This window comes from Azoarcus taiwanensis, from assembly GCF_012910885.1.
GTDB classification, from domain to species: Bacteria; Pseudomonadota; Gammaproteobacteria; order Burkholderiales; family Rhodocyclaceae; genus Azoarcus_F; species Azoarcus_F taiwanensis.
In genome coordinates this window covers 1-11,759 of sequence record NZ_WTVM01000125.1, presented here as the reverse complement: position 1 = coordinate 11,759, position 11,759 = coordinate 1, and the positions used below count along the sequence as shown (strand labels likewise).

General features: G+C 66.4%; 8 protein-coding genes. 2 read left to right on the top strand and 6 right to left on the bottom strand.

Going from position 1 to position 11,759, the window contains the following annotated elements; all coding sequences use genetic code 11:
- The 4 genes from GPA21_RS16155 to GPA21_RS16140 all read right to left on the bottom strand — a co-directional run.
- Positions 1-3,717 (bottom strand): AMP-binding protein (locus GPA21_RS16155; protein WP_168989160.1); only part of this gene is annotated, 3,717 nt, incomplete at its 3' end.
- Between the two features lie 45 nt (positions 3,718-3,762).
- A complete protein-coding gene (locus tag GPA21_RS16150; RefSeq protein WP_168989159.1) occupies positions 3,763-4,503 on the bottom strand; it encodes a methyltransferase family protein in 741 nt (246 codons plus the stop codon).
- A 12-nt stretch (positions 4,504-4,515) separates the two neighbouring features.
- Positions 4,516-5,757, bottom strand: a complete 1,242-nt coding sequence (locus GPA21_RS16145) for an MFS transporter (RefSeq protein WP_168989158.1) — start codon at positions 5,755-5,757, stop codon at positions 4,516-4,518.
- A gap of 19 nt (positions 5,758-5,776) precedes the next feature.
- On the bottom strand, positions 5,777-7,882 hold the full coding sequence (locus GPA21_RS16140) for a TonB-dependent receptor (protein WP_168989157.1): 2,106 nt from the start codon (positions 7,880-7,882) through the stop codon (positions 5,777-5,779).
- Positions 7,883-8,193: 311 nt separating this feature from the next.
- Here GPA21_RS16140 and dmeF point away from each other — a divergent pair, with 311 nt between their 5' ends.
- Positions 8,194-9,210 (top strand): CDF family Co(II)/Ni(II) efflux transporter DmeF, encoded by a 1,017-nt coding sequence (gene dmeF, locus GPA21_RS16135; RefSeq protein WP_168989156.1) that lies wholly within the window; start codon positions 8,194-8,196, stop codon positions 9,208-9,210.
- A gap of 99 nt (positions 9,211-9,309) precedes the next feature.
- On the opposite strand, the gene GPA21_RS16130 is transcribed toward dmeF, so the two are convergent.
- The gene (locus tag GPA21_RS16130; protein WP_168989155.1) at positions 9,310-9,888 is read right to left on the bottom strand and encodes a TetR family transcriptional regulator C-terminal domain-containing protein; all 579 of its coding nucleotides are present in this window, start codon (positions 9,886-9,888) and stop codon (positions 9,310-9,312) included.
- Between the two features lie 191 nt (positions 9,889-10,079).
- On the opposite strand from GPA21_RS16130, the gene GPA21_RS16125 reads away from it, so the two are divergent.
- Entirely contained in the window at positions 10,080-11,156 is a 1,077-nt protein-coding gene (locus GPA21_RS16125) for a DUF418 domain-containing protein (protein ID WP_168989154.1), read from the top strand.
- Between the two features lie 40 nt (positions 11,157-11,196).
- On the opposite strand, the gene GPA21_RS16120 is transcribed toward GPA21_RS16125, so the two are convergent.
- The coding region (locus GPA21_RS16120) for a helicase-related protein (RefSeq protein WP_281355958.1) at positions 11,197-11,759 on the bottom strand (563 nt) is incomplete at its 5' end.

Here is an 11,759-nt window from a genome sequence, read left to right as displayed (position 1 = left end):
GGGGGTGGGTGGGGCCACCAGCCGCTCGAGCCGGTCCCAATGGTGCGGGAGCATCAACCCCTCTCCGGTGAAGGGCGTCTCCAGGGCGTTGGCGGTGTCGGCGGCGCAGAGGTCGTCCAGCAGGTGGCCGAACTGGTGTGCCAGGGTTTCGATGAAACCCTGATCCATCAGGTCGCGCATGTAGTTCCAGTTGATGCAGGTCTCGCCCTCGTAGTCGTACAGCACGAGGTCGATGAAGGTGCCTGGCGCGCCGGTGCGGAAGCGGGGGCGGCTGACCTTGACGCCTTTCAGCTGGCGGAACTCGCCGCCGTACACGCCGATGGAGTTGGAGAAGATCAGGTTGCTCATCGACGCGGCGGCGGCGCCATCGCGCTCGGCCAGGCGGCGCGAGAGGTCGATGGAGGAGACCGGCGAGCGCATCAGTTCCCGCGTGAAGCGTTCCACCTTGAGGGCGATCGCCATCAGCGGCTCGGCGAAGGCGGTGTGGATGCGTACCGGGAAGATGTCGATGAAGCTGCCCATCACGGCGCGGGCGCCGGTGAAGTACTGCTCGCGGTTGAACACCGGCATGTTGATGACCAGGTCGCCCTGGTTCGACCAGAGGTTGACCAGCTTGAACCAGGCGGCCAGCAGCAGTGAGTTGAGGCTGACACCCTGCGAACGGGCGATCCGGTTCAGGTTATCGACGGTGGCTGCGTTGAGCATCTGGTAGTGGGTGTCGAACAAGACCGGGTCGATGCTGGCGGGGTCGCGTTTGAACGGCAGGGTGGCCTTCGGTGGCAGGTCCGTGAAGACGTCCATCTGGAAGGCCATGTCGCGCTCGTAGCTGCGGGTGCGCTGGCGGAAGCGTTCAATCAGCACATAGTCGCGAAACTCGAGCGCGCCGTCCGGCCGCGCCCGCGCGGGAAGGCCGGCCGCCTCGCGATCGTAGTGGACCAGCACGGCTTCGAGCAGATGCATGAAGCTGAAGCCGTCCACCAGGAGGTGGTCGATGTGGAAGAGCAGACGGTGCTCGTGATCGCCGACGCGATACAGTTCGCACAGGAACAGCGGCCAGCGGGCGACATTGAAGCGGATATCGTTGAGCTCGCGCCCCCGCGCGGTCAGCCGCTGCTCCTGCTCCGGCGATGTGAGGCCGCGCAGGTCGGCCGTGGCCAGGGTGAAGGGTTGGACGTGTTCCAGCACCTGCATGTGAGGCCGCTCGCCGCTCTCGTCGATGATGGCCCTCAGCACGGGATGTTCGGCGATGGCTCGGTTGAAGGCGTGCGCTAGCCGCTCCGCCTCGATCTCACCTTCCAGGACCAGGTCGATGAAGATGAAGCAGCTCAGGCGGGACGGCTCGTTGCGGACGAAACCCTTCAGATGGAAGTAGAGGGTCTCCTGGAAGTTCATCAGGGGAAACGGACGGTGCTGCTTCTCAGGTCGCCCCAGCTCGAGCTGTCGGGACAGGTTCGCGGCCATCTCCCGGATGGTGTTGCCGCCAATGGCGGCGTCGGGCGGCAGCTCGAACACACGGCGCACCTCGGACAGCAGCTCCGTCATGCGCTGGAGGTCGTCGCACAGGCGCAACAGCGGGTGGGTGACGCCGACCTCTTCGGGCGTGGTCTCCAGGGTGTCGGCGACCACCGTGTGCAGGATCGTCTCCATCTCATTGGCGGGCGACACCACGCTGCGATCCCGGTCGATGAAGTAGGCGGCCTGTTCGCCGAAGGTGGGCCGCAGGTAGGGGAAGTTGGATTCCAGCCGCAGTTGGAACAGCTCCTCCAGGCGCCCCTGGAGCAGGGCCGCCTTGATCGAGTCGCTGCCCAGGTGGAACAGGTGGTCGTCGTCGGTGAAGCGACGCCCGTCCAGCTTCAGGACCGCTTGCCATAGCTCGGCAAGCGCGGCGCGGATCGCCTCGGGCGAGGCGGGTGGCTCCTGCGCCGTGTCCTCCCGCCCGGAGCGCGCGTCCGCGTCGCTGGGCGCGGGACGATCCGCATGGCTCCCCGCGAGCAAGCGGTCGCTCAGGACACGACGCATCACCTTGCCGCTGGAGGTGCGGGGTATGTCGCGGTTGGTCAGCTCCACCACGCGATCCAGCGCAAAGCCGGCATAGTCGGCGATGCGGGCGTTGATGCGCGCCAGCGTCAGCTCGACCTCGGCTTCGGGCAACCGGGTGGGCACGTAGAACAGGGCGATCTCGTCCCGACTGCGGCCGGGATGCCAATAGCCGCAGATGGTGACGTGCTTGAGCACGCGCGAGGCGTCGGGGGCGCGCAGGGCGATCCGCTCCAGGTCGTAGGGGTAGTAGTTGTGGCCATTGACGATGATCAGCTCCTTGGCGCGACCCGTGATGTAGAGGTGGCCGTCCTCGTCAATGAAGCCCATGTCGCCGCTGTCGAGCCAGTCGTCGCGCAGCGCCTGCCGCGTTGCCTCGGGGTTGCGGTAATAGCCCCGGGTCACGTTCTCGCCAGCGATCTCGATCACGCCGATGTGGTCGCGCGGCAGCTCGTTGCGCTGTTCGTCCACTACCCGGACCGCGCAGAACGCCACGGCCGGGCCCACGGAGGTGAACTCGGTGGCGTCGGCGGCTTCGGCGGGAGCCGCGACGGCGAGCCTGTCGTCGGTCATCGCGCGGCGGTCGATGCGTCGGCTGATCAGCGGCGTTCCGCAGGGCACCGCGGTCGCCACCACCGTGGTCTCGGTCAGGCCGTAGCCGGTGACGAAGGGCTGGTCGCCCAGGCCATGGGGGGCGAGCAGCTCGACCAAGCGGCGGCAGGCGCTGGCGTTGATCATCTCCGCGCCGATCAGGATCGACCGCAGTGCGGACAGGTCGAGTCCGGTCAGTGGGCCGCGCTGCAACTTCAGCTCGATATTGGCGATCAGGTGGTCGAGCGCGGTGGGCGTGGTGTTGGTCAGGGTGGCGCCATGTGATTGCGCCTTCTCCAGCCAGAGCATGGGACGCCGGGCGAAGTGCGCCGGGTCCATGCGTACCTGCTTCATGCCGTGATAGAGGGCGGACAGGTGGCTCCAGAACAGGCCAAAGTCGTGGAAATAGGGCAGCCAGCTGATCAGCACGTCGTCGGGCTCGGCCCGGGTGAAGGTGATCTGGGCCTCGATGTTGGCGAGCAGATTGCGGTGGGTCAGCTCCACCCCTTTCGGCATGCCGGTGCTGCCGGAGGAGTACTGCACGACGACCAGGTCGGTCTCGGTGACGGCGGGCAGTTCCTGGTCGGCGTGGAGGCCGAGGGTGGCCTCGACCAGCAGCTCGTCGGCGTAGAGCAGGGGAACCTCGGCCTCGGTGGCCAGCGCCTGCAGGGTGCGGGCGCGCTTGTCGTCACGGCTTTCGAACAGGATCGGTCGACGAAGCATGCTGGCCACGTGGCGGATCTTGTCCGCTTCCAGCGAGTCCGCCTGGTTGCCCTGCAGGGGCGCCAGGGGCGCCGGGACGACCCCGGCCAGTTGGCAGCCCCAGAACAGCGTGACGAAGGCACGCGAATCGCTCAGGACGAACAGGCACAAGTCTCCCGGCCGCCAGCCCTTCGCCAGCAGCAGGCGCGCCACCATGCGCGACTCGTCTCGAAGCTCGGCGTAGGTCTGCAGATCCTCTGTGCCGTCGAGTGGTGAGACATGGATGATGCCCCTGTCGGGAAACAGCGACGCGGTCCGCTCCAGCATTTGCGGCAGGGTGGCGACACCGTGACGGGAGATGGTCGGGATGGATTCTGGTCGGTTCATGGTGTTTCCTTGACGAATCAAAGCCTGGCTGGAAGGACCCGGGTGTCAGCCCGAAAGCGGCAGCGGCGGCACGGCGAGCGCTCCGATGACGAACAGCAGGGCGCCGAGCGCCAGAACGGCCGCCGTTCGCGGAGTGACCGCAAACGGGACCGCTGCCCGGTAGTCCTGGAACGTCTGGCCGAAGCGCGGTCGCAGCACCCATCGCTCCTCGGCGAGGTTGAAGCCCGCGCTGATGGCGAAGTAGAGCGGCAGCAGGAGTGTGGTGAACAGCGCGCCGGTGGCGAGGCAGACGCCGAGATGGGCGAGGAAGTCGCCCAGGAACATCGGGTGCCGGACGCGCCCGTACGGCCCGTCGGTAAGCAGCGTGGAAGGGGTCAGAAAGTCGTGCATGCCGGCGCCGGTGGCGGTCTGGTTCGAGCGGACGGTGCGCAGCGCCTGAACCCCGTAGAACAGGGCCATGGCAAGTCCGATCAGGCCGACCGCGAGGCCGATGGCCGAGGTCTGCTGGATCCCTTCGGGCAGCGACGGAAAGCGCGGTTGCGGCAGAAAGGGCATCACGTACCAGATCACCGAGGTCAACAGGCTGATCCAGTACAGGACACCGCAGAGGCGCCTGGGGGGTGGCTCTCGTCGCCCAAGCCAGAAGGTGGCGTAGCCGGCCACCGCGCAGCCGAGGGATATCAGCAGCGCGATGACCTGAATATGCCAGTCGTCGCCATGGGCCGCTGCGATGGCAGCGTAGTTCTCAAGCAACGAGGTGGTGAGCCGAGGGGCTTGTTCGTGCATGGGGGGCTCCATTCACTCGCCGGTGGCGGATGCTTCGGGAATCACGTCGAGGCGGCGGGCGGCGGATTCGGTCAGGACCGTGCGCAGGAACAGCGCGACGGCGAGGCCGGCAAGGGCGGTGAAGGCGAAGGCGGCGCCGTAGCCGAGTTGGCCGGCGAGGTGAGTCGCCACGCCGATGGCGACGATGTTGCCGATCGCTTCGACGCACTGGAAGGCGGTGAAGTCGGTGCCCGCCTGTTCCTTCGATGACCACCGCATGAAGAGGACGAAGGCGGCGACGTAGGCGATGTTGATGCTGATGTTCTCGAGCAGCAGGGCGGGGAGGAACTGGGGGAGGTCGGTCTGGCCGATGGCGGCCAGGATCGCGAGCGCGCCCATGCCGAGCGCGGAGAGCGCCACGAAGGTCACCAGGGTCCGCTCTGCCCCGAGTCGCGTGGTGACGGCGCCACCCAGAAACGCGAACACCGTGCCCAGGCCGATCAAGGCGGTGCCGGAGATCATGCCGACCACGTCGAGGCCGTAGCCGGCGTCGACGAGGTAGGGGTGCAGCAGCGCCTCGCCGCCGGCGCTGCCGGCCTTGAAGAGTCCTGCGACGGCCAGTAAAACCCAGATTCCGGGGCGCCGGAGGAGCGCGCGCAGCGATGCCCGTTTCGGCTCGGCTCTCTCCCCGCCTGGGGGCGGCGTGGCCACGCCCTCGGACCGCAGGAGAACGGGGAGCGTCAGCAGGCCCGTCACGATTCCCAGCCCCGCCATCGCCGCCGCCCAACCCAGATGCTCGACGACGATGAGCACGCCGCTACCGCCGAGCAGCATGCCCAGGCAGAAGCCGCCGATCTGCAGGCTGTTGCCGAAGGCGTGCTGCTCACGGGCGAGCTGTTCGACCGCGTAGCCGTCGGTGGCGATGTCCTGGGTGGCGCAGAGCAGGTTGATCAGTACCAGCGCCGCGGCGAAGCCCACTATCGGCGTGCTCTCCGGGGGGAGATGGGCGAGGGCGGCGAAACCCGCCGCGGTGGCGACTTGCAGCGGCACGATCCAGCTGCGCCGGTGGCCGAAGCGGGCCAGCCCATGATTGTCGACCAGCGGACCCCAGAGGAGCTTGAAGGCCCACGGCAGCATGACAAGCGCGAAGATCCCCAGGCTCTCCACGGGGTGCCCGGCCTGGCGCAGGATCGCTGGCATGGCGATCATGGCGAGGCCGAAGGGCAGCCCCTGGGTGAGGTAGAGCGAGCCGATGACTGCGTATTTCCCTCGCATGACGTTCTCCTTGACCGCGTCAGAAGCGGGCGCTGACGGTCACGCCGAAGGTGCGCGGCCGCCCGGCCTGCGCGCGCGGGCCGAGCCCGGGGAAGTCGTAGGCGAACTCGGCATAGCCCTCGTCCAGCAGGTTCTTGCCCCAGAGGTACGCCTCCCAGTTGTCGCCCTCCACGCCGAGTCGCAGGTTGACCAGGTTGTAGGCGCCCTGCTTCAGGGTGTTGGCCGTGTCCCAGTGGAAGTCACCGATGCGCTGCAGCTCGAGGCGGGAGAACAGCACGGCGGAGGCGCCGATGGGCCGGCGGTTCTGTACCGCCAGGTTGAACATCTGTCTCGGCACGAGGGGCACGCGGTTGCCGGCATAGTCGGCGCCGCGCACATCGTCGCGGTACTTATCGAACCGGGCGTCGGTGTAGCTGTAGCCAGCGTTGACGTCCCAGCCGGGGGCGGGACGCAGGACCAGCTCGGCTTCCAGCCCCTGGCTGTGGGACTCGCCTGCGTTGCGAACCACGCTGCCGATGCTCGGCGTCAACTGGATGACTTGCTGGTCGGTCAGGTTGACGCGAAACAGGGCCAGGTTGAACGACAGCCGCTTCTGCCATCCGGACCACTTGAGCCCCGCCTCGTAGTTGATGCTGTGCTCGGGATCGAAGTTGGCGTCGGCCGGATCCACGTTCATCAAGGTGTTGAAGCCGCCGGCCCGGTATCCCTTGGCGGCGTTGGCGTACCAGAGGATGTTTGCGTCAGGCTTGTAGGCGAGCGCGATCTTCGGCAGCCATTCTTTGAAGACGCGGCGGTCGTTCAGGTCACCCTCGCTGCCCGGAACCGGGGTGCCTCCCATTTCCATGCGGGTGTGCATCCTTACGCGGCGCTTGTCATGGTCGCGACGCAGGCCGGCGGTAAGGGTGACGTGGTCGGTGATGCGGTAATCCAGTTGGCCGAACAGGGCGTACCCCTGATCGTCCTTGTTGGCGTCCAGTACGCTATCCATGGGGGCAGGGACAAACCCCATGGCGACCGCGTCGCTGCCAAACCTGGATCGCGTCACGATGCCGGTGTCTTCCTGGTAGTAATAGAGGCCGGCCATCCAGCGCAGCGCGCTCTCCGTTTCGGGGGATGCCAGCCGCAGCTCCTGGGTCAGTTGTTTCCAATCCTCCTGGGTGTTCTCCTGAACGATATCCAGAGGCGAGCCATCGGTATCACCGACCCCGTCGTTCTCCCAGTCGCGCCAGCCGGTGATGGAGGTCACCCGCACGCCGGGGGCGTTACAGTTCAGGCTGAGGGAGCTTCCGAAGGCGTCGCGGTTGTCGTGGCCGGCGAAGTCATTGCGCACGCGGTCCGGGTGATCGCGTATCTCCTGCAACGGACCCAGCGGGTAGGCGCCGCCCCGGAACCGTTCAGCATCCAGCGACAAGGTGGCGTCGAGGTCGGCGGTCGGTGTCCAGCGCAGGTTGGCACGCAGGCTCTGGTCGTCGCGGTCGTCCGCTTTTTCGCCAAGGTGGGTGTTGTCGACATACCCATCGCGCCGGGTTGCGGACGCCGACAAGCCGAGAAACAGCTTGTCCTCCACGAGCGGGGTGCGCAGGCTGCCCTTGAGTTCGCGCTGGCCGAAGTTTCCGGCGCCCGCGCTCACGCGTGCCTCGGTCTCGTTCGTGGGTTGCCGGGTGACGATGTTGATCACGCCGGCGAGGGCGTTCCGTCCGTAGAGCGTCCCTTGCGGGCCGCGCAGGACCTCGACGCGCTCCACATCGAAGAGGTCCATGTCGAACATCCCGTCACTGGTGTAGCCGACGCCATCGACGTAGAAACCCACCGCCGGCTCGCCGTAGGTGGCGCCCACCCCGCGCATGAAGACGTGGCTGTTGCGCCTGCCGCCCCAGGTGGAGATGTGGAGGTTCGGCACCTGGTTGGCGATCTCGGTGATGCTCTGGATGCCGGCATCGTCGATCTGGTCGCCGGTCACCGCGGTGATGCTGGCTGGTACGTCCTGCAACGCCTCGGGGCGTTTCTCCGCCGTAACCGTTACCGCTTCGAGCTGGTAGATCTCGTCCGCTTCCGCGCCACCCTTGGATGACCCTTCGGCGATGACCGGGCCGGGCCCCAGCATCTGCCCGGCGAGGAGGAGCATTGCGGCTCCCCTTGCCATTCCCTTCCCCCTGCTCGCTTGCATACGACGTCCCTTGATCTCGTGAAATGACCGACAGCTTCCTTGGCTAGATGCGAATAATACGCATTACCAGAACGGTCGCTCCCCGAATCAGGGCGGGGTTTGCCCCGATCAGGATTCTCCGTGCGGCCGTTGCTTTCGCGCTGGAACGGCGGGGCGGTCAGCAATAGGGGGGCAAAGGATGATTCCGATCGGGGCAATTCCGCTGCCGATACGGGGAGTTCGTCACGAGTGTTCGCGCTTAGGGTTTCTGATTCGACAGGGAGACCCGCATGGCGACCCATGACCTTCGATTCTGGCAACACCATCACGACTTCGGCGCAGCATCCGAACGTCGAGCGGAGCGGCGCACGCTCTGGGTGGTCGGCCTGACCTTCATCACCATGCTGTTCGAACTGGGGGCAGGATGGCTGACCGGCTCCATGGCACTCCTCGCCGATGGCTGGCATATGGCCGGTCACGCCGCCGCGCTGGGGTTGTCCGTCTTCGCCTACCGTTTCGCACGAACCCACGCCGGCAATGCGCGCTTCACCTTTGGCACCGGCAAGGTCGCGCCGCTGGCCGGTTACACGAACGCGCTGCTGCTGGGGGGCGGCGCGCTCTGGATGGCCTGGGAGTCGGCGGAGCGGCTGATGCAGCCGGTGGCCATCCACTTCGGCGAGGCGATGTGGGTGGCGACGCTGGGGCTGGCGGTCAACCTGGTCAGTGCCTGGCTGTTGAGGGACGACCATCACCATGACGATCACCACGGTCATAGCCATGGGCATGACCACGGGCACACGGATCACAACCTCAAGGCCGCGTATCTGCATGTACTGGCCGACGCCCTGACCTCTGTACTGGCCATCATTGCACTGGGCGGCGGCATGCTGTTCGGCTGGGGATTCCTGGATCCGCTGATGGGATTGGTGGGCGCGGCGGTCGTCGGACGCTGGGCCTGGGACCTGGCCGGCGCCAGCGCACGCGTGCTGCTGGACGCCGAGGATCACAGCGATGTGGCGGCGCAGGTGCAGAAAATCATCGAGGCCCAGCCGGACCACGAGGTGGCGGACCTCCACCTGTGGCGGGTGGGGCAGGGCAGCCGCGCCTGCATCCTTTCCCTGGTGACCCACCATCCGCAGCCAGTAACCCACTATCGTCAGCTTCTGGCTGGGATAGCGGGCGTGGACCACCTGACCGTGGAGATTCACCATTGCCTGGACCGCGAATGCGTGGGGGTGCCAGAGCGTGCCGGCCCGGGTTACGGATGTCGTCCGTTGGCAGGCCGCCCCGGTGCTTGCGGCGAATGATGCGAGCAACGCCGGGGTGGAACCGGCGGTCCGTGCCGCACCCCGCCTGTCGGTATTCCTGGCGCGACGACCGGGTGTGCCCTATACCAGTTCGTGCCACTACTTCCGTACGCCGCACTCCAACTCGAATGCTCGCCTCAGATGTGCCTCTGCGTCAGCCGGCGCGATCGGGGTCGCTCCCGAGATCAGCATGCCAGCGAGTCCGTCGTAAAGCGCTCCGATCCGCAGCGCCGATGCCGCCGGATCGGGCAACTGCCACTTCCGGGTCGTACAACCGGCGCGAAGCAGTGCGGCCAGTCCCGCCTGCATGAGCGCCTGCACCTCGCGCAGCGCGACGGCCATGGCCGCATCGGTGGCGGCGATGTCCGTCGCTTCGATCCAGAGTTTCCAGTACGGGCGCGCCGTGACGGAGAACGCGTTCGCGAAATAGCGCTCCAGGGCTTGCTCGGGCGGCATGTCCTGGCCGAACTGGTCGCGCGCCACGGTCTCGAAGAGCTTCTTCCACCCCGTTGCGCGCAACTCGGGCCAGCGGAAGTAGTGGTTGATCAGGCCGGCCCCCACCTCCGCGCGGTGTGCCACGGCCCGGGTCGTGGCGGCGGCCAGTCCGATCTCCAGCATCACCTCGATCACTGCGTCAATCAACTGTGCCTGTCGTTCCGAGGCCTTCGCCGTGGTCATCCCTTCCTCCGATCACTTGACAATATTGAGCAGTTGCTCAATATTGTTGAGCGCGTGCTCAACGCGAGATTATCAGGGAACCGCAAACGCCCCTTGCTCACGTGGACTCACGTTCTTTGGATCGGCCAGGAGATGACCGCAGCCAAGCGGTCGATGTCGTCCGGGCCGGTGCCCTCGTCGGAATCTGTGTCGTGAACCTGCCATTCATGGGGCTTCCCATCGAGGCGAGCTTTGTGCCGGCGGAACATCCGATCGACCGGATGGGGGCCTTCTTCGTCGAAGCGTTCTTCCAGGCCAAGTTCTTCCTCCTGTTCTCGTTCCTCTTCGGCTGGGGGCTGCACCAGCAAGCGCTGTCGGCGGCGCAGGCGAGCGCGGCGTTTGGCTGGCGTTACGGGCGCCGCCTGCTCGGCCTCGCAGTCCTGGGCGGACTGCATGCGGTGCTCGTGTTCAACGGCGACATCCTGTTGCTGTACGCCGTGCTCGGTTTACTGGTCTGGCCATTGCGTCACCTGGAGGCAGGGACGCTGATGCGTGTCGCCCAGGCCATGGTGCCGGTGGGGCTCCTGTCGCTGACCGTGCTCGCTCTCCTGTTGCCCGACGAGATCGTCGGAGGCGCCGGGCTCTCAGGCAGCTACCTGGAGGCCACACGAACGCGTTGGGCGGAGTGGCCTGCAACCTTTGGTTTCCTGCTGCTCTTCCAGGGACCACTCGCCTTCGGCGCCTTTGCCGCCGGGCTGGCCGCGGCCAAGACCGGCTTCTTCCATCGCGCCAGCATCGGCAGGCAGCGACTCGGCCGATGGCTTCCCTGGCTGCTGGTGGTAGGCATTCCGTTGAACCTCTACTACGCCGCGACGATGGCATGGATCGTGCCGCCGGAGCATGAATGGTTCGCCCTTGCAGGTTTTGCGGCGATCGGCATCGGTGGGCCGATGCTCTCGGCCGTCTATCTGCTGATGTTGGTCGCCTGGGCAGAACGCTTTGCGCTGCCCCGCGTCCTGTTGCTGGCGGGGCGCAACTCACTGTCCACGTATGTACTGCAGGGGGTCCTGGCGGGCCTGCTGTTCGGCGGGTATGGGCTGGGCCTGTTCGGCAGGGTGGGGCAGGCCGGAATGATCCCCTTGGGCATCGCCGTCGCGCTCGCCGCGATGACCGTCGTCGGGGTGATTGCCCAGCGTTCTGGCCGGGGACCACTGGAAGCGCTGCTGCGCAGTTTCACGTATGCCGAAAGAGCGAAACGTCTTGGCAACGAAGGTCGTGCGTTGCCATGATGAAACGGCCCCCGAAGGGGCCGCGAAGATCATGAAGCGCTCAGCGCATCAACTGCCGCGCCAGCGCCACCTCCACCGAATCGCCATCCTGGTTCAGGACATCCAGTCCCGATTCAGGCACGTCGCCCGAGGTGGATTGCGACACCATGATCTTCTTGGCCATCAACCCCAGGCAGGTCATCTGCGAGGAGTTGGCGTAGCCGAGGTAGATCACGCGCACCGGCTGCTTCTGGCCGATGCGCCATGAGCGCCGTGCGGCCTGCTGAAGCGAATACACGTTGTAGCCCGACTGGAGGAACACGATCGTCGGGAACTCCAGCAAGTACAGGCCGGTTTTTACCAGCTCGGGGTTGGTGATGAGCACATCGATGCCTCGGTCCAGCTGCTCGGCGATCCAGTCTTCCCGGCAGGAGGCATCCACGCTTGCGCGCAACACCGCCACCTTGAAGCCTTCATGCTCTAGCAGCACCTTCAAACGCGACGTGGTGTCGCGCGTGCCGGTGTAGACCGAATAGACCAGGGCCTTGCGACCTTCTGCCTTCTCCTGCTTGCAGATCTCGATCAGCTCGCGTTCCTTGGGCATCACCTCCAGTTCGTTGAACT

Bases quoted from the DNA above. Each gene is read 5' to 3' on its own strand.
- GPA21_RS16140 (WP_168989157.1), bottom strand. From the start codon at position 7,882: ATGCTCCTCCTCGCCGGGCAGATGCTGGGGCCCGGCCCGGTCATCGCC.
- GPA21_RS16145 (WP_168989158.1), bottom strand. From the start codon at position 5,757: ATGCGAGGGAAATACGCAGTCATCGGCTCGCTCTACCTCACCCAGGGG.
- dmeF (WP_168989156.1), top strand. From the start codon at position 8,194: ATGGCGACCCATGACCTTCGATTCTGGCAACACCATCACGACTTCGGC.
- GPA21_RS16150 (WP_168989159.1), bottom strand. From the start codon at position 4,503: ATGCACGAACAAGCCCCTCGGCTCACCACCTCGTTGCTTGAGAACTAC.
- GPA21_RS16130 (WP_168989155.1), bottom strand. From the start codon at position 9,888: ATGACCACGGCGAAGGCCTCGGAACGACAGGCACAGTTGATTGACGCA.